The following is an 18,205-nucleotide window of genomic DNA, read 5'->3' as shown; positions in this document are numbered from 1 at the left end:
ATATAACTCTTGTTGTTTCCTACATTTTTGTAGTATTTTCATTGTATGAATGACATGAAGTGCTTACTTTCTGAACGGGACGAGCTTTTACTGCTTTTAGATATTACTAGGACCCTGGATAAGCATGTGGAATTACGCAGTTCCCTCGGGCCGCTCCTCTCATTATTGGAAATGCGGACCACCCTTGCACGGGGAATGGTGACCCTGTTAGACCGAGCTACAGGACTCCTTAAGATAGAAGAGGCCCCGGGATTAACCGAAGAAGAAAAAGAACGGGGCAAATACCGGATGGGTGAGGGCCTCGTGGGCAAGGTCTTTGAGACTGGAATCCCAATTGTAGTACCCGACCTTTCAAAGGAAAGCCGTTTTCTCAACCGGGCTGGAGGCAGAAAAAAAGAAGATCTTGTTGGCGTTGCCTATTATTGTGTTCCTATAAAAAGCGGAAATCAGGTACTGGGAACCTTAAGTGCTGAACGTCGGCTTCCAGCTGATTATACAGAAGCTCTCCTCAAATCGGACCAGAAAATTCTTGAGGCGGTAGCATCGATTATCGCCGATTCGGCTAAGCTTCGGGAACGGATACAGGAAGAACAGTATCGCCTTATCTCACTACAGCGGCTGCATGAAAACGCATCAGAATCGGAAAAAGTTGATGCAAAAACCTATGGTCCGCATAACCAGCCGCATATTATTGGTACCAGCAAGGGTATCAGGGCAGTTCTTGATCTGGTTGCCCAGGTAGCCCCCAGTGATGCTACGGTGCTGATTACCGGGGAAAGTGGAACCGGTAAGGAATTGGTGGCCTCCGAAATTCACCGCCAGTCGAAACGAATGAAACAGGCTTTCATCAAAGTAAACTGTGCGGCCCTCCCAGAGTCGATTATAGAAAGTGAACTCTTTGGTCATGAAAAGGGTGCCTTTACTGGGGCTCTCAACCAGCGAAAAGGCCGATTTGAACTTGCCAATGGTGGTACCATATTCCTGGATGAAATCGGGGATCTAAGCCCACAAATTCAAGTAAAACTGCTTCGGGTGCTTCAAGAGCGGGAGATTGAGCGGGTTGGGGGAAACGAGCCCATCAAGATTGATGTACGTCTTATTGCGGCAACCAATCGAAACCTGGAAGAGGACATTAAACAAGGCCGATTCAGGGAAGACCTCTATTACCGGCTCAATGTTTTTCCCATCCATATACCACCCCTGCGGGAACGGAAAAGCGATATCATCCTTCTGGCTGATTTTTTTGCTGAAAAGTATGCCCACAAGAATGGTAAATTGATAAAACGTATCTCTAGTCCAGCCCTCGATTTACTTACAACTTATCATTGGCCTGGCAATGTTCGGGAACTCGAGAACTGTATTGAACGGGCGGTTATTCTTTCTGCCGATAATGTAATTCATTCCTATCATTTACCCCCAAGCCTCCAGTCTGCCCAGTCTACCCAAACGGAGCCAACCACAACCCTTGAGGCAGCTCTGTCGCGACTAGAAAAGGAACTTATCATCGAAGCTCTTAAGATTACCGGCGGTAATATGGCCGCCGCCGCTCGGCGGCTTGGTATTACAGAACGGCAGATGGGACTGCGGGTGCATCACTATGCTATCCCCTGGAAAATGTATAGAACTACAAATATGTAGGTATTAATTTTAATAATAACAAAAATGTAGGAAATACGAATGCTTGTTTTCATTATTATTTGCTATCAGCTCTTGTTTCAAACTATTTTAATCATTTAAAAAACAGTTGAAGAATTATTAAATCATTATATTATATAATTATATAATTTGCGTATCCAAATGTAGTTGGTTGGACATACAAAAATGTGTCTTTTTTTTTCTAAATTGGCATAGTATCTGCTTTGTATTGGTATACCACCTTTTAGGAGGAACAATAGGTGAAAAAGCAGATGCTGTTTCTGGCGGTGCTTTTCTTCTTGGTGACTGTTGCAGGTTTCGCAGAAGAAAGTATCGAATCCATCACTGCCGCCATGGATATGATATGGCTGGTGCTGACCGGTGCGCTGGTTTTCTTCATGCAGGCAGGTTTCGCTCTGGTAGAAACAGGCCTGACCAGGGCAAAGAATGCCACCAATATCATCATGAAGAACCTGATGGACTTTTGCTTAGGTTCCATTGCATTCTGGATGATTGGCTGGGGGTTCATGTATGGGGCTGATAAGCTGGGAGGCCTTATTGGTTTTTCTGACTTTTTTAAAGGGCCCATGGGAGATCCTACCTTTTACCGAGACTGGTTCTTCCAGGTTGTCTTTGCGGCTACCGCAGCAACCATCGTTTCAGGAGCTATGGCAGAACGGACCCAGTTTAAGTCATATTTGATTTATACCGTCTTTATATCTGCCCTCATTTATCCTGTGTCTGGTCACTGGATTTGGGGAGGGGGCTGGCTCTCTGAGCTTGGTTTCCATGATTTTGCTGGTTCAACCGTAGTTCATTCAGTTGGTGGTTGGGCAGCCCTCATGGGTGCGATTGTGCTTGGGCCGAGAACTGGGAAATATGTAAAAGCAGAAGGAAAGGTTGTGGTAAAAGCCTTGCCGGGACACAACATACCACTGGCTGCTTTGGGTGTTTTCATCCTCTGGTTTGGCTGGTATGGTTTTAACCCTGGATCGACCTTATCCGGTATTAGTACCGATATAGCCCGCGTAGCAGTTACAACTACCCTTGCGGCTTCAGCTGGGGCAGTCGCTGCTATGATAGTTTCCTGGTTCTGGTTCAAAAAGCCCGATGCATCCATGACCATGAACGGTGTATTGGCTGGGCTTGTGGCAATTACTGCACCTTGTGCAGTCGTATCTCCTGGAGCCGCTGTGGTAATTGGACTCTTAGCGGGCTTACTGGTGGTCCTTTCCGTCGAGTTTATCGACAAGGTTCTCAAAATTGACGATCCTGTTGGTGCCGTATCGGTCCACATGGTAAACGGAGTCTTTGGGACTCTTGCAGTCGGTATCTGGGGCAATGTGGACGGAGTTGCCGTTGGTGTGCTCCATGGCGGTGGATTCCATCAACTCGGTGTACAGGCCCTTGGCGTACTTACCGTGGGGCTGTGGGCAAGTGTTTTGAGTTTGTTGCTCTTCTTGGCAATTAAGGCAGTAGTAGGGCTACGGGTTACTGAGAAGGAAGAACTTATGGGCCTTGATATTACCGAACACAAGGCAGAGGCCTATTCGGGCTTCCAGATCTTCAGCAATATGTAGTGGAGGATCACGAAATGAAATTGATTATTGCATATATTCAGCCCCATAAGCTCAATGAGGTGAAGCAGGAATTATATCGGTCTGAGATTTATAAAATCTCTGTCACCAATGCCATGGGGTGTGGCCAGCAGAAGGGCTTTCATGAATCCTATCGTGGTGTGGATATCGAAGTGAACCTGCTTAAAAAGGTTAGAATTGAGATTGCGGTGAATGACAGCTTTGTAAAGCCGACCATTGATGCCATAATCCGAGGAGCCAGGACGGGAGAAATCGGGGATGGAAAGATCTTCATTCTTCCCCTCGAAGAATGCATCCGAATCAGAACCGGGGAAACCGGTTCAGCTGCCATAGGATAAGGCTGTGTACATAACCTGGTGAACTTCATGAAGGCTCACCAGGTTGCTTGTAAAAATAATAGATTTGTATAGACCTACATAAATGTATGAAATACGACTGTTTCTTACATGGATGTAGCTCAGACCCGCAGTAATCCTACTGCGGTTTTTTATAAAATATTGTATTGTAATAAAATATTTTGAAATGCAAATTGTAACAATAGTTGGCATGTTATTTGCTAGCAATTATATGGGTGCCGCTCATCACTGTAGGTGTTAGTGGTTCTCATAGGTCAATATTCTAGTAATCGCAAGGAGCGAACTATGAGCGAAAGCATTAATTTTATTGAAACTTCCGTACCGAGCCTCTATGGAACCAACTGTTTTTCCAATTCGGTCATGCGGGAACGACTGCCAAAAAGCATCTATAAAGAAATTCTCGCAGTCCAGGCAGGAGAAAAGGAACTGAGCCTTGAGGTTGCCGAAGTAGTGGCCGCTGCAATGCGGGACTGGGCTCTGGAAAAAGGAGCCACCCACTATACCCACTGGTTTCATCCTCTCACGGGCTTAACCGCTGAAAAACATGATTCGTTCATCGCACCAACCAGTGACGGAAAGGTACTCATGGAATTCTCAGGTAAAGAACTCATTAAGGGCGAACCCGATGCGTCGAGTTTCCCCTCTGGAGGCCTCAGGGCTACCTTCGAAGCCCGGGGTTACACTGCCTGGGATGTTACGAGCCCTGCTTTCCTTAAGCAGGACCCTACAGGAACCACCCTCTGCATCCCTACGGCTTTCTTCAGCTACTATGGGCATGCTCTTGATAAGAAGGTTCCCCTCTTAAGGTCCATGAATGCTCTGAATAAACAGGCGATCCGCATCCTTCGAGCGTTGGGTAATACAACAGCAAAACAGGTAATCACCACCGTTGGTCCTGAACAGGAATATTTTCTGGTCGATAAAAAGTATTTTGATGAAAGGCCGGACCTCATGCTTACCGGACGCACCGTATTCGGTTCCATGCCAGCAAAAGGCCAGGAGTTGGAAGACCACTACTTCGGAGCTATTAAAGAACGGGTTGCCATGTTCATGCGGGAACTCAATACAGAACTCTGGAAGGTAGGGGTTGCTGCCAAGACCCAGCACAATGAGGTAGCTCCAAATCAGTTTGAAATTGCACCGATCTTCTCTACTACTAACGTAGCGGTCGACAGTAACCAGCTAGTTATGGAAACCATTAAGAAGGTAGCCCGCCGCCATGGCATGGAAGCCCTGCTCCATGAAAAACCCTTTGCTGGGGTTAATGGTTCGGGTAAGCATAATAACTGGTCCATGTCCACCGATGATGGGATTAACCTCCTGGATCCCGGTGAAAATCCAGAATCCAACGCACGGTTTCTTCTTTTTACCGCCGCAGTGGTTGAAGCTGTAGATCGTTATGCCTTGCTCCTTCGCTCCTCTGCAGCTACTGCAGGAAACGATCACCGGCTTGGGGCTAACGAAGCACCTCCTGCAATTATTTCTGTATTCTTTGGCGGACCTCTTACAGAAATCTTTGACAGTATTGCCGATGGGAAACCTGTCAGCAAGAGTACCGGCATGGAACGGATTAAGCTCGGTGTAACTTCTCTGCCCACTTTACCAAAGGACGTTTCAGACAGAAACCGAACAAGCCCCTTTGCCTTTACAGGGAATAAGTTCGAATTCCGTATGGTCGGTTCATCCCAATCTATTGCAACTCCGAATACCTACCTTAATACCGCGGTGGCCCAGGTGCTTTCAGAATTTGCAGATAAGCTGGAAAAGGCCTCTGATAAGAATGCAGCCATCGAAGCGATTGTTAAAGAATCCTATGCCAAACATCGGCGGGTAGTCTTTAATGGCAACGGTTATTCTGAAGAATGGGTTAAGGAAGCAGAACGACGTGGGCTTCCCAATGTTCGGGCAACCGTCGATGTACTCCCCGTATTGGTACAGCCAGAAATCATTGCTCTCTTTGAAACCCATCAAATTCTTACAAAAGAAGAAATAGAAAGCCGGTATCATATTTACCTGGAACGCTATTCCAAGCAGATCAATATCGAAGCAGGAGTAATGATTTCTATGGTTCGCCGCTCCATATTCCCTGGCGTTAGTGCCTATGCAGGAGCTCTTGCTCGGGATGCGGCGTCCCTTGCTGCGATCGGTGCGGTCAGTGCGCCCCAAGAAAAAAAGGCAAAACGGATCGCTGAACTCCTCAACGAAATTAATGAAGACACTGATAAACTGGAAAAGGTTCTGACCGAAGCTCAGGAAACAGAGGATGCTTTTATCCAGGCTAAGGCGTACCGTGAAAAAGTGGTAAGTCAGATGGGTGTGCTGAGGGGTAAAGTGGATGCTCTTGAAAAAATAGTAGATAAGAAAGCTTGGCCCTTCCCCGGTTATGAAGAACTGCTCTTTACATTATAAGAGCTCATAGTAAAAAGCTCATCTATGATGCCGGCAGGGAAAATCCCTGTCGGCAAGTATTATGTTATGTCCTATACCCGAAATCGGGTATAAGGCATAAAAGACCGCTTTACAAACTAAATCGATACACCCCATACTCAATCTATGAAGGATGATGTTCAGGGGCACAATTCCTTAGACCAGGCCTTTATCGATCGGCTTCATCATGTCTATGGGATCGATCCCTCAATGGCCGCACGGCTCATGGAGGAATTTGTGATTTATTGTAACCAGACTGTAGAGGAATGGGTCCGTTCCCGTCATTATCACCTCCAACGCCAGGGATATAAAAATGAAGTAATCTATGATATAATTGCTCTGGAGCTAAAAGATCGACGTTTTGCCTCAGAACCGCTTAGTATCAGACAGATACGGCGGCTCATTTATGGGTAAAATCGAAATAAAAGGAGGTCCATATGGCAATTAAGAAGGTTTGGCTCGATGAAAGTGAAGATGAATGCATCTCCTGCGGAAATTGCGAATCAATTTGTCCTGAGGTTTTTGAGGTGCCCGATAAAATGGTTGTAAAGACCGGGGTCGATTTCTCTCAATATGAAGATTCCATCAAAGAAGCGATCGATTCTTGTCCTACCAATGTTATTAAGGCCGAATAAATAAGCTGGTAAAGTTGCTTTTTATCTGCTGGGCCAGTTCCTCGAGGGGCAGGTTTTTTATTCGGGCTGCTACTTCATATTGATGAACGACCATCGCTGGATTGTTTGTCTTTCCTCGGTGTGGCACCGGTGCTAAATAGGGGCTATCGGTTTCGAGTAACATCCGATCCAATGGAACTTCCTGCAAGGCTTCTCTGAGGGACTGGGCGTTCTTATAGGTTACATTACCTGCAAAAGAGATGTACCAGCCTTGTTTTATAAAGGCCTTCATTTCTGTTTTCCCATAGGAAAAACAGTGGATGACTCCCTGTACTCTAGGAAATGCTTTAAGCACATCCAGCGTTTCCCTTGCTGCATCCCGGGAATGGATAATAACTGGTAAGGAATATATTTGAGCAAGCTCAAGATGGGCCGCGAGAAGTTCCTGCTCTCCCTGTATATCAGCACCTTTTTCTGGGTGGTTCCAATAACGATCTATACCACATTCTCCGATAGCTACAAGCAATCCCCTGGGACAACGCTGAATCTGGGTTGTCAGCTTATCAATATAACGATGACGATGTTGTATAGCCTCTGCTGAAGGCCAAATACCCGCAGAATACACAAGCTTTGTTTCATCTTGTGTTCCGAAAGCCTGAGTTATACTTGCAATTCGTAATTCAAGGTCTTCTGCCTGGGTTCCCACATCAATAATCCATGCAAGACCAGCCGTATTCCATTCATCAATATAGGTTTGTACTGCCTCTGGAGTTTTTGGGAGCATAGAAAGATGGGCATGGGAATCTATGAAAGGTATCATATCATATTGACCTTAGCAGGCTTTCCTGATATTATACAAGTGGCGCCGGGATGGTGGAATGGTAGACACCGGGGACTTAAAATCCCCTCCCCGCAAGGGGGTACGGGTTCAACTCCCGTTCCCGGCAAAATCCCGCCTTTTTCTGAATAAATAATTATGAAAGTTAAGACAGGCCTTCATCGGTTAACGTGTAAAATTCTCTATGAATCTCTTAGTATGGAAATGATTGTCCGTCTTGCGCGGATAGTCATTCCTGGTTATGACATTCATCGTCAGTCGGGTATTCCCGAAAATATACCAATCACTGCTCAAACCGCTGCAGAACAGGTTGTGAAAGACATAATAGTGGCTGGACGTTATTTACAGCTTATTGAACTTTTAATTAAAATTGATACCTCTGGGTATATGGGCCGGGAATATCCTCTACTGTATATGCGGGATCTGATTAAAACTATTTTGGCAGAGGGGTATTCCTACGATTCGGTAACAGGGCTTTTTATGGAAAATGCCCAGAACCAGATCAGTTCAAATTGGGGCCGATTAGTACCTGGAGATGAATTCCAACTAGCTCTTTTGAGGCTTGATATTGTACAGAATTCCGAACTAGTCCGACGACATGAAAAAAAAGCTGTTGAAGCTGCTTATGGGGATTTGCGAACAATAGTTTCCCAGGCGGTACTACCGCGGATGGGGCGTCTTTGGTTTTGGGAAGGTGATGGATGCCTTGCTGCCTTTGTATTTGGTAAAAAAGAGCGATCTGCAGTCCTTGCTGGAATGGAAATATTACATAACCTCTTTTTTTATAATCGTTTGTCGAATACGCTCGGCAGTCCTCTGAGGGTACGGCTTGCGGTTCATGGTGGCCCGGTTAAATTTGCAGAAGATTCTGTGGAATTGAAAAAAAATGAAACAATACGAGAAATTACCGAAATTGAGTCACAATATGGAAAGCCTGATGCTCTGATTGTAAGTTCCAATGTGTTTATTTCAGTTGATAGGGTAATACAGGATCGATTTAGTGCAGAACAGCATAAGGATTCATATAAATTTAGGCAATATAGTATTGAGGTAGAACAATAATGAAAATTATACTGTTTACCTCCCGTGATTCACTACCATGCAAATTGGTCTCCAGTCAACGGTACAATCTTGAGATTAAAAATATTGAAACGATTGGTCAAAAAGATGAATCCTCCTTTGATGTCTGTTATCTTGATGTCATGGGGCTTGATGAAAATACATTTAAAAGACTTATAAAAAAAATAAACACCGCTTACCCCCAGATTCCCTGGGGTATCTTTGATTTGGATGGTACAAGCGGCGACCCTGCCTGGTTTTTTCATGAAGGGGCAGTGGATTATCTTGGACCAGCCTGTGTTGATAATGGATTTACACCTCAGCGTTGGAAACGGATACAGGAATATCTTTCTACGAGATCCTCTTTCAGTGAATCCGTTGTACCGACGAAGGATAATGCTGGTCTGGAAGAAAAAGTCTTTACCGGCTGGAAATCGATAAGACCTGGTACGGTCTGTTCCTTCTACTTGCTCTATATCGGTCCTGAGCATGAGGGCGCACTTAAAACAAAACTTGGTGAACAGCGGTTTGGAGAACTTCAAAGCAGATTGCAGCAATATCTTACACAGCTTTTTTCTCCAATTGATGCTCTGCTCTGGATGCAGTCTGATGCATCCTTTCTCTTTCTTATCCCTTCTGAAAAGGCAAGAGCCAGTCAGGCCCTTGAAACTTGTCTGAGGCTCCAGCTGAATTGTCCTCTGGTAAGTTATGAGCGGCTACTATTAGATTTTTCTCTGCCCCTCCTTTGTGCTTTCCATTATGGGGCGATTCCTTTTCAGCCACCGGGAAAAACTGGAACCCTTGTTGCCGATAGCATTAACTTTATTTTCCACCTGGCTCACCAGCGGACAGAGGGGGGCCGTATCACCCTATCCGAAGATGTGGGGTTGGCTATAAAACCTGAACTGGCGGATTTGTTTGTACCAGTAGAACCCTTCGAGGGGAAAAAACTTCTCCAATCTAGGAGATTTCTCTAGTTAGTTCTAGTTGGGGCCGCTGATGAACAAGAGTGACCCTATTGGTGCACTCTTTAGGCTAACAACTCTATTCGGTCCGCCGGACCGCATGAAAGAGCTCATCCTTGCTTACAGTGGTCCAGATGGGGCGGCCATGGGGACAGCGGGGAATGGGCAAGGCCAGGGCTGCCTCCACCAGAGCCTGGGCAGTAACTCTATCAACATAGTCCCCATCCTTGATTGCCATGTGGCATGCCATGGTTGCAATCCACAGTTCGATAAAACCTTCGCCTGCTTCGGACAGTTTTAGAATATCCTGAATGGTTTCACTGTCGCTTTTTTCCCAATTTGCAGGTAACGCTGTAATTGCCCAGGAGCCCTGGCCCTGCCCATCAAGAACTATACCTGCTTCAGCAAGACGCTCTTGATGTAAGGTCAGAAAATGGTCTTCTTCTTCCGAATCGGTTTCAAAAGTAATTGGAATAAGTAGATCCTGATTTTGAATCGGTTGTGTTGTCAGACTATCAAAGAGTATCCGTTCATGGGCTGCATGTTGGTCTATGATATATAGGGTTGTTCCTGCTTCGGCCAGCAAAAAAAGTCCAAAGAGTTGACCAATATAGGTTACCGATTGGCTTACCTGTGGTAATTTCTGATACTGTGGCGGACGTTCCAGCAGGGCTTCCATGGCAAGCCTCCCTGCACTAGTAGTTCCGGTATTAATAGCAGCGGCACTTGATTTTCTCAATCCTTGTTCTTCACAGCTACACTGTACATGTTCAGAACTATTTTTTGTACCTTGAGACAACTCATTGTGCACATCCAAGAGTTGAGCTGCTTTTTCATAACCTGTGTTTTTTAGTATCATTTTATTGGTGTCTTTTACAATCTGGGTATTTTTATCGCTGAGAAGCAAGTTATGTATGAACTTTTTTAGGCTAGCGGTAATAGCATGATGAATGGCGCCGGGATCCTTAAAGCGAACCTCCCGTTTTGCCGGATGTATATTAAAGTCCGCCAGGGCAGGGTCTATCGTGATAAACAGAGCCCCTATTGGATGGGTTCCATTAGGGAAGGCGCCTTCAAGACCATATTCCAGAGCTTGGAGTAGCGCAAAATCCTGGATACGCCGGCCATTGGCAAAGACAAACTGCTCACGCCGGTCAGAACGATATAGTTCAGGGCCTCCGACTACCATGGTAATATGGAAACCTTCGCCCTGAGCATAAAGCTCATGGACGAATTGCTGTTCGGGCCCGTCGCACTGGGTCTGGATAAATCGTTCCCGGTAGCTGGAAATTGGTGGAAAAAAGAGCTTTAAATTCCCATCCTGCAGAAAACGGAATGTCCGATCAGGAAAAGCCATGGCCTTATCAATAAAGATTTGTTTACACAGCAGGGCTTCAGCCCCATCCCGTTTAAGAAATTTTTTTCTGGCCGGTACAGAGTCGAACAGCCCCAGTACTCGCACTGTGGTTCCTCGGACTCGTCTGGTTTGTTGAATCAGGTGTGCCTGAGCTTCTGCTGCTTGTTCAAAGCCTCCTGGGCCAACCGAAAGCTGCCAAGCTTCACGGCCATCGATGCTGGTACTAATGTCTACATGGGCTACTGCCGTAATCGCCGCCAGAGCTTCACCCCGGAATCCCAGAGTTTCTGCCGAAAGTAAGTCCTCGAGGCTTGCTACTTTACTCGTTGCATGGGGTAGCCAGCAGAGAGCTAAGTCCTCCCTGGTCATGCCTACACCATCATCGATCACCTCGGTCCGCCGTACCCCGCCGCCCTCGATCTGCACCTCGATCGTCTGAGCCTCCGCATCCAAAGCATTGTCAATCAGTTCCCGTACGAGGGCGGCGGGCCTATCCACCACCTCTCCGGCGGCGATTTTGCGGGCCACATCGGTACTCAAGATGTGGACGGGTCGGCGTTGTATTCCTGTGCTTTCCACAATTACTCCTGGGATTCAAAAAGGTCCAGTTCGACCTTTTCATCCTCTTTAGCTTCAGGACCATTCATGAGGATTTCGATGCGGCTTTCTATTTTAGAGAGGTCCTTTTCCAGGGTTCTGGCTAACTTAATCCCCTCTTCAAAGGCCGCCAGGGCATCATCCAGCGGAATATCTGTGCGGCGAATCTGTTCACCCAAGGCTTCTAGTCGCGCAAGCCGTTCTTCAAAGTTTTTTGTTGCCATCGGATTCCTCTTGAATCAATATTGTTTCTGTTTTGGCGGTTATAATCCCCTCCATGGGGCGAATCTTTAGGAACTTACCTGGTTCTGTATCCTTTGAACTGCGAATGATCCGACCCGTTGCAGCATCCTGCACTACCGAATAACCCCGTTCAAGAATGGCTAAAGGACTGGCTCCTTCCAGGGTATTCACCGCCAGTTCAAATTTTCTCCGTACATTGAAAAGCCGTTCCTTCATTCTCATGAGAAGGGATTCCTTGGCATCATCAAAGCGAACCAGCCGGGGTTGGAGTATAGCCCTGAAACGGAGTTCCAAGTTTTCAGGGGCAAAGGGTTTGATGAGCAGCCGCGCCCGGTCCAGACGTCCCTGAATGGAGTCGGAAAACATTTTCCGGTAGTTTCGAACCTGTTCCAGCGTTTCCTGCCGGTTGGCACTCACCAGTTCAGCCGCCGCTGAAGGGGTAGGGGCCCTCAGGTCCGCTGCAAAATCTGAGAGGGCCCAATCAATCTCATGCCCCACGGCACTGATAATCGGTATGTCTGAGTCGGCTATGGCCCGAACCACGACTTCCTCTGAAAAGGGGAGAAGGTCTTCCAGGGACCCACCGCCTCTACCCACAATAAGTACATCTGCCAGTTTCCACTGGTTTGCCTGTTCGATTCTGCGGGCAATAATCGAGGCCGCATCAGAACCCTGTACCGGGGTCGGCAGCAGGATTACCCGGATACCCCGGGCCCGCCGCTTTAAAATATTTAGGATATCCTGTACTGCAGCCCCTGTGGGTGAACTGACAACTCCGACAGTTTCGGGAAAGTTGGGAATAGCCTTTTTTCGTTCTGCATTAAAAAGCCCCTCAGCGGCGAGCCGGCGCTTCCGCTCTTCAAGCATCGCTAGTATATCTCCGGTTCCTGCTTGTTCAAGGTATTCGCATACAAGCTGGTAGGTCCCCCGCTGTGGATAGACCGAAATGCTTCCCCGAGCCTTGACCCGTTGCCCATCCTGGGGGGTAAAGTCGAGGGATTTTAGTCTGTTTTTGAACATCACCGCCTGCAGGGCTGCCCCAGCGTCCTTCAGTGTAAAATAGAGGTGTCCCGTACTCGAGGGCCGGTAGTTGGAGATTTCACCCTCTACTGTCACTTCTGAAAAGGTTCTTTCCAGACAGGTTTTAATAAGCTCCGTGAGCTGGGAAACACTTAAGGGGCCTTCCAATTCCATAAGACTAGTATACGCAAGGGAACCCTATTGGACAATCCGCAGAATGCCGATACAGTAAGGGATATGAAAGCTCCTGTTGTCTTATTTGGCGGACAGTCCTTGTCCCCCTATGCAGTAAAGCCCCTTATTCAAGGCTGTTCAGCCCTGTCTTTTGAAATAGAACGGGCTCGCTCCTTTCCCAATGTGTCTGAAGTATATCTTCTGCTTCAGGATACTTTTGATGATGAGTTCATCCCCCCTCAATGCAAGGTTATCCGTAAAAGCCGATGGACCCTGAGGGACCTTCTTGAAACCCTGGTGGAAATCTCCCGTGAACAGGACTTCCTCTATTTTGCCTGGGCCGATTGTCCTTTGCTCGATCCATCTCTAACCAGTGCCATGGTGGAACGGCATCTGCGCTGGGCCGCCGAATATACCTTTGCTGACGGCTGGCCCTATGGCTTTGCACCGGAAATACTAGCCCCCAGTACAGCAGCTATCCTTTTATCAATTTATAAAAATAGTACGGCCCACATAGCTTCTCAGGAGCAACAAAAAAATTCGGATGGGACAGCCTTCGGAAGGACTGCCATTTCTCGGGATGCCCTTTTTCAGGTGCTTCAGAAGGATATCAATTCCTTTGATATCGAGACTGAAATTGCTCCGGTAGATCTTCGGCCCTACAGGCTTACCTTGGCGGCAGACTCTAAACGGAACTACCTCTTGCTTCAGCGGCTTATTAATGCAGGACTTGACAGGGCAGAATTGGCCCCTGAAATTCTGGAAGGTCATCCGGAACTTCTGAGAACCCTGCCGGCCTTTTACCAGATTCAGGTATCCCGTCCCTGTCCCCAGCTATGCAGTTTCTGTCCCTATCCGCAGTTCGGCAATCCCCGTCTGCCCGCTTCTCCTTCTGAGGATTTTATGTCCAAATCCACTTTTGAAAGCCTGCTAGACCGGATTGTTGAATTTTCTGGGGATGCAGTGATCGATATAAGCCTCTGGGGTGAAGCTGCACTACATCCAGATATCAAGGATCTCATGGGTTCGGTCCTCCGAAGACCGGAGCTCGCTCTCATTGTTGAAACAAGTGGCATAGGATGGATTTCTTCCCACATCGAAGAGCTCGCAGCGGTGGTTAAATATGATCCCCAGCCCCTACGAGGTCCTAATAAACTACCACCTTTGAGCTGGATTGTTTCCCTCGATGCCCGAAACGGTGAACGGTATCAGGAAATACGTGGTGCAGGCTTTGAGGAAGCATATCACTTTGCAGAAATCCTGCTGCAGCATTTTCCTGGCGCAGTTTATGTTCAGGCAATCCGGGTTAAGGGATCTGAGGATGATATGGAGCAATTCTACCGGTACTGGAAAGCTTTAGGCGCAGAGGTGATTATCCAAAAATATGATTATTTTGCAGGTTTTCTGCCGCAAAAACGGGCAGGGGATATTTCACCTCTTATTCGTCAGCCCTGTTGGCACCTGCAGCGGGATATGGCAGTGCTTCTCGATGGAACGGTACCGCTTTGCAAGGAAGATGTAAGCCGCACCCGGATCCTGGGGAATGTTTTTAATGATAGTTTAGCCTCAATTTGGGAGAGTGCTCAGGAATTGTATTTAGAACAGAGCCATAAGGAATATTCGGGAATTTGCAAGGATTGCGATGAGTACTATACCTTCAACTTTTAATCAGAACTTGCCTGCTTATACTGTGATCGGCAAGGGCGAACGGGGGGCGAACACAGGAATGTCAGCGGTACTCCTGAGTAGGGGCGGCCGCTATCTCAGGCGAAGTATTTTTCAAGACCTGGAAAAGGCTGGATTTGATTATGTACTTTCGGTAGAGACGGGAAAGAAGTCCTATGATATAGAGGAATTATCCCTCCGTTATCCCTTTGCACAATTTCTTATTCTGAAAGAAAACCTGTCGTTTGGGGAACAGATTAATATTGCTGCCATGGAAGTACGGACCCCCCTTTTCTTTGTATTGTGGAACGATGTCCGTTTTACCCAAAGCGGTGGAGCGGAGCGAATTGCTGAACGGATATTACAATCTGATCAGCTCTGTACAGTCCCGGTAGTTCAAAACACCCGTTTCGAACCATTACCGACCCTTATTATCCCGGCTCTGTACCGCGGAACAATTCGGACCATACCCTTTGTTCCGGTTAAGGAAGGATCACTGTCACTCTATCCCTTCGACGGAGTAGGAGTCTACCATACAGAGAAGTTCATCAACTTAACAGGGTATGATGTAAATATAAGAAGTCCTTACTGGCAGTTAATGGATTTTGGTTTTCGAGCCTATCTTTGGGGAGAAAAGATAAAAACAAGTCAATTGGTTAAGGTCGTTTATGATGGTGAGCCTGTACCTCAGGATACTTCCATGCATCCAGATTATCGCCGATTCTATTTGAAAAATATAGCACCAGTATTCCGTGGTGATACGGCTCTTCTTCCTTGGAGACGTTTGATTCCCTATCTACTTAAGTCTGGCGAAGGTTTTAGAATTGCTTGGCGTAATTTCCGTAGCGTCCGCGAGTGGGTAGAATTATTTACCTATCGTTTTCAAATGGATGCTCGTCAGCTTGCTGAACTCTGGGAGGAAACTGAATGAATCTTGGTGTCATTGTTCAAGCCCGACTCGATTCAAGTAGGCTTCCACAGAAAGCTCTTTTACCTTTAGGAGGAGAACCTTTGCTTGTTCGTGTCCTAGAGGCTCTACGATGCATACCAGCGGCATATTATATTTTAGCTTGCCCTGAAGACTCATACGATATCTTTAAGCCTCTCACAGAACAGGCTGGATTTTCAATCATCGCTGGACCAAAAGAGGATGTTCTGGGCCGTTTTATCCTTGCCCTCGATGCATTCAAGATTGATTATTGTATACGGGCAACCGCAGATAATCCCTTTGTCTTTGCCGATGCCGCCTGGTCAAGTGCACAGGAAACCCTGAACCTGGAAGCCGACTATGGTACCCTCACTAGTATGCCCTATGGAAGCGGCGTGGAAATCATCCGTGCTGAAGCATTACGTCAGGCTGACCGGGAAACGAAGGACCCCTATGATCGGGAACATGTATGTCCCTATTTATATAACAATCCGGGTCGTTTTTATCTGCATCGCCCCTTGGCACCCCAACACTGGAGGGCCCCTGAGGTCCGTCTCACGATAGACACCCGGGATGATTATGAGCAGGCCCTGTGGCTCTTTGAGACGCTCACACAAGCTGAAGCGGGTTGTAACGATTCTTTATCTGCAAGAGCTTCTGAAACGAAAACAATTCCCCTTCGTTACCAGGGAGCCTGGATTTTAAAACATTGGCATCAACGGGAGGGACATTGATGGGTATCCCTTCATCCATTTTGCCGATTCTCGTGATTCCGAATCAGGATCCTGGTAAAGGTGGAGGGCATATTGCCCGGTGCCAGCGGCTTGTGCAGGCCCTCAGCGCCTTAGGAGGAGAGGCTTATCTGCTTACAAATATATCGGAACATCAATCTACTGATATTCCAGTCATGAATGAGATGCAAGCTCAAACAATTTCCGCCTGGCGTTTTATTGTGATTGATGGCTTCCGTACCGCGCCTCAAGTGGTACACAGATGGTCCCAAAAAGCTCCGGTTGTTGGAATTGATGAGGGAGGCCCCTGCAGATCCTCCTTCGATTACCTTGTAGACATACTTCCGGGGCCTAAAGGGCTTACTATAGCTGTCAAGCTACTTATGCTCTTCATGCCGATTTTTCGAGAATTTTCTGTGTATAAAATGCTCTGTACAAGTTTAGGACAAGCCGATAAGCCAAATCTGGTAAATCCTGACTTTCTTCAGCTCCCCCAGAAACGCCGGGAGCAATTTCCTGAGTCTATAAAAAAGGTTCTTATCACCTTTGGCGCTGAGGATGCACAGAATCTCAGTATGTCTGTTATACGGGGGCTCATTCCGCATGGTATCGGTTATGATATAAGCCTGGTGGTAGGTCCTATGAATAAAAATATCACAGCCCAGATACGGCAGGAACTTGCCCTACAGGGGATACATCTAATAAAAGCTCCCGATAATTTGATGGAATACCTTGCAGACTATGACCTTGTGATAACCCATTATGGTTTAACTGCATTTGAAGCTCTAGCTGCACAAACTTCGGTTGCACTGGTGGCCCCTACGGCATACCATGAGATTTTAGGTCTTTCAACACAATTCTATAGTTTTGGCTATGGGAGAAAGGCCGCTTTAGGGGTAGGGCGACAGCTTACACGTCAATTGGTGCAACATTCCATTATTCAAGCAAGCAGGGAACTTTACCATCGTTTTTGTTTGTTTCGGACAACAAACAGCTTTGCCGCAACCCTGCAAAGCTGGACCTTCCCAACCTATGGCCGCTGTCCCCTCTGTCAAGACCGGAGTCGCAGGGGCGGACGTATACTCGCCCGCTTCCCTGACCGCACCTATGTCCGCTGCGGCCGCTGCGGCATTACCTACATGGTTCGCCCCAACCATCCTCCTATAACCTATGACGGAGCTTATTTTCTTGAAGATTATAAAAAGCAGTATGGTAAAACCTATATCGAAGATTTCCCGAATCTGATTCAAATGGCCCAGTCCCGGCTTAACCAAATTGAGCAGATCCTTTTGCATGGTCGGAGGTATAAAATCCATGGTGAAAAAGCCCTTAAGATTGATGTCCCGCACTATGTTCGGCTCCTTGATATTGGCTGTGCCTATGGGCCCTTTCTTGCGGCGGCAAAGGAACGTGGCTGGTCTGTTATGGGCCTAGATCCTTCCCATGATGCAGTTCGGTATGCAAAAGACCATATAGGGGTACCAGTTTTACAGGGGCTTTTCCCTGAAACGGATCTCACCAGCTTAACCGATGGCGAACAACTCGATGTGGTAAGTCTCTGGTATGTGATTGAACACTTCCCCGATCTTGGCAAGGCCCTCAAAGCTGCTTCAGAAATGTTAAAAAAGGGTGGCCTCCTGGCCTTTTCAACTCCTTCCGGTTCTGGCATCTCGGGAAGAGCAAGACTTCGATCCTTCCTGGAACAGAGCCCGCCAGATCACTGGACGATTCTCAGTCCCAGAACCTGTGGTTCCATTTTGGCACGGTATGGATTCCGGCTTGTGAAAACGGTGAGCACAGGCCATCACCCGGAACGATTCCCCTTTGTAGGGGCCTTTGCAAAGTCTAAAAAAACAGTCATATATAGGGTACTGCTCAAGGTAAGCCAGCTATTTTCACTAGGCGATACCTTCGAAGCCTATGCAATAAAAGAATAGGGGGCTCCGCTAAGACTCTAGCAACAGAGTTCGTTTTGAGTGGCCCCTCCCAAAAGGGTTA

General features: G+C 47.1%; 16 protein-coding genes and 1 tRNA gene. 13 read left to right on the top strand and 4 right to left on the bottom strand.

The annotated features are described in order from the left end of the window. The first annotated feature begins 45 nt into the window (after positions 1-45). The 6 genes from SPICA_RS08390 to SPICA_RS08360 all read left to right on the top strand — a co-directional run bounded on the left by SPICA_RS08390 (position 46) and on the right by SPICA_RS08360 (position 6,651). Positions 46-1,638 carry a sigma-54-dependent Fis family transcriptional regulator gene (locus tag SPICA_RS08390; RefSeq protein WP_013969101.1) on the top strand — a complete coding sequence of 531 codons (1,593 nt, stop codon included), beginning with the start codon at positions 46-48 and terminating at the stop codon, positions 1,636-1,638. Between the two features lie 257 nt (positions 1,639-1,895). Further along, complete coding sequence (locus SPICA_RS08385) at positions 1,896-3,215, top strand: ammonium transporter (protein ID WP_013969100.1); 1,320 nt, start codon at positions 1,896-1,898, stop codon at positions 3,213-3,215. A gap of 14 nt (positions 3,216-3,229) precedes the next feature. Beyond that, positions 3,230-3,571: a P-II family nitrogen regulator gene (locus SPICA_RS08380; protein ID WP_013969099.1), complete on the top strand. Its 342-nt coding sequence runs from the start codon at positions 3,230-3,232 to the stop codon at positions 3,569-3,571. Between the two features lie 303 nt (positions 3,572-3,874). Next, positions 3,875-5,998 (top strand): glutamine synthetase III family protein, encoded by a 2,124-nt coding sequence (locus tag SPICA_RS08370; protein ID WP_013969098.1) that lies wholly within the window; start codon positions 3,875-3,877, stop codon positions 5,996-5,998. A gap of 144 nt (positions 5,999-6,142) precedes the next feature. Beyond that, positions 6,143-6,430 (top strand): hypothetical protein, encoded by a 288-nt coding sequence (locus SPICA_RS08365; protein WP_013969097.1) that lies wholly within the window; start codon positions 6,143-6,145, stop codon positions 6,428-6,430. Between the two features lie 23 nt (positions 6,431-6,453). Next, entirely contained in the window at positions 6,454-6,651 is a 198-nt protein-coding gene (locus tag SPICA_RS08360) for a ferredoxin (RefSeq protein WP_013969096.1), read from the top strand. On the opposite strand, the gene SPICA_RS08355 is transcribed toward SPICA_RS08360, so the two are convergent. Further along, positions 6,638-7,450, bottom strand: a complete 813-nt coding sequence (locus SPICA_RS08355; protein WP_013969095.1) for a TatD family hydrolase — start codon at positions 7,448-7,450, stop codon at positions 6,638-6,640. The two genes, SPICA_RS08360 and SPICA_RS08355, sit on opposite strands and share 14 nt — an antisense overlap. A 44-nt stretch (positions 7,451-7,494) precedes the next feature. Here SPICA_RS08355 and SPICA_RS08350 point away from each other — a divergent pair. From SPICA_RS08350 to SPICA_RS08340, 3 genes are all read left to right on the top strand, one after another. Then, a tRNA-Leu gene (locus SPICA_RS08350) sits at positions 7,495-7,577 on the top strand. A gap of 89 nt (positions 7,578-7,666) precedes the next feature. Further along, the gene (locus SPICA_RS08345; RefSeq protein ID WP_063174128.1) at positions 7,667-8,530 is read left to right on the top strand and encodes an adenylate/guanylate cyclase domain-containing protein; all 864 of its coding nucleotides are present in this window, start codon (positions 7,667-7,669) and stop codon (positions 8,528-8,530) included. After that, positions 8,530-9,504 (top strand): hypothetical protein, encoded by a 975-nt coding sequence (locus tag SPICA_RS08340; RefSeq protein WP_013969093.1) that lies wholly within the window; start codon positions 8,530-8,532, stop codon positions 9,502-9,504. Before SPICA_RS08345 ends, SPICA_RS08340 begins: the two co-directional genes overlap by 1 nt. A gap of 67 nt (positions 9,505-9,571) precedes the next feature. Here SPICA_RS08340 and mutL read toward each other — a convergent pair whose 3' ends face one another. Genes mutL through xseA form a run of 3 tightly spaced genes read right to left on the bottom strand, consistent with a single transcriptional unit; the run spans position 9,572 to position 12,883 of the window. Next, entirely contained in the window at positions 9,572-11,428 is a 1,857-nt protein-coding gene (gene mutL / locus SPICA_RS08335; RefSeq protein ID WP_013969092.1) for a DNA mismatch repair endonuclease MutL, read from the bottom strand. Between the two features lie 2 nt (positions 11,429-11,430). Further along, entirely contained in the window at positions 11,431-11,670 is a 240-nt protein-coding gene (gene xseB, locus SPICA_RS08330) for an exodeoxyribonuclease VII small subunit (RefSeq protein ID WP_013969091.1), read from the bottom strand. Then, positions 11,651-12,883, bottom strand: a complete 1,233-nt coding sequence (gene xseA / locus SPICA_RS08325; RefSeq protein WP_013969090.1) for an exodeoxyribonuclease VII large subunit — start codon at positions 12,881-12,883, stop codon at positions 11,651-11,653. Before xseA ends, xseB begins: the two co-directional genes overlap by 20 nt. 63 nt (positions 12,884-12,946) lie before the next feature. Between xseA and SPICA_RS08320 the strand changes: the two genes are divergently transcribed. The 4 genes from SPICA_RS08320 to SPICA_RS08305 are packed head-to-tail and all read left to right on the top strand — an operon-like array spanning position 12,947 to position 18,144. Continuing rightward, a complete protein-coding gene (locus SPICA_RS08320; RefSeq protein WP_013969089.1) occupies positions 12,947-14,551 on the top strand; it encodes a spiro-SPASM protein in 1,605 nt (534 codons plus the stop codon). Beyond that, complete coding sequence (locus SPICA_RS08315; protein ID WP_013969088.1) at positions 14,526-15,479, top strand: glycosyltransferase family protein; 954 nt, start codon at positions 14,526-14,528, stop codon at positions 15,477-15,479. Before SPICA_RS08320 ends, SPICA_RS08315 begins: the two co-directional genes overlap by 26 nt. Continuing rightward, positions 15,476-16,210: a cytidylyltransferase domain-containing protein gene (locus SPICA_RS08310; protein ID WP_013969087.1), complete on the top strand. Its 735-nt coding sequence runs from the start codon at positions 15,476-15,478 to the stop codon at positions 16,208-16,210. The genes SPICA_RS08315 and SPICA_RS08310 overlap by 4 nt, the downstream gene beginning before the upstream one ends. Further along, positions 16,210-18,144: a methyltransferase domain-containing protein gene (locus SPICA_RS08305; protein ID WP_013969086.1), complete on the top strand. Its 1,935-nt coding sequence runs from the start codon at positions 16,210-16,212 to the stop codon at positions 18,142-18,144. The genes SPICA_RS08310 and SPICA_RS08305 overlap by 1 nt, the downstream gene beginning before the upstream one ends. The last annotated feature ends 61 nt before the right edge of the window (positions 18,145-18,205 follow it).

It is taken from the genome of Gracilinema caldarium DSM 7334 (assembly GCF_000219725.1).
Classification (GTDB): Bacteria; Spirochaetota; Spirochaetia; order Treponematales; family Breznakiellaceae; genus Gracilinema; species Gracilinema caldarium.
The sequence above is the reverse complement of the archived record's forward strand: the minus strand, read 5'-3'. Positions and strand labels throughout refer to the sequence as shown.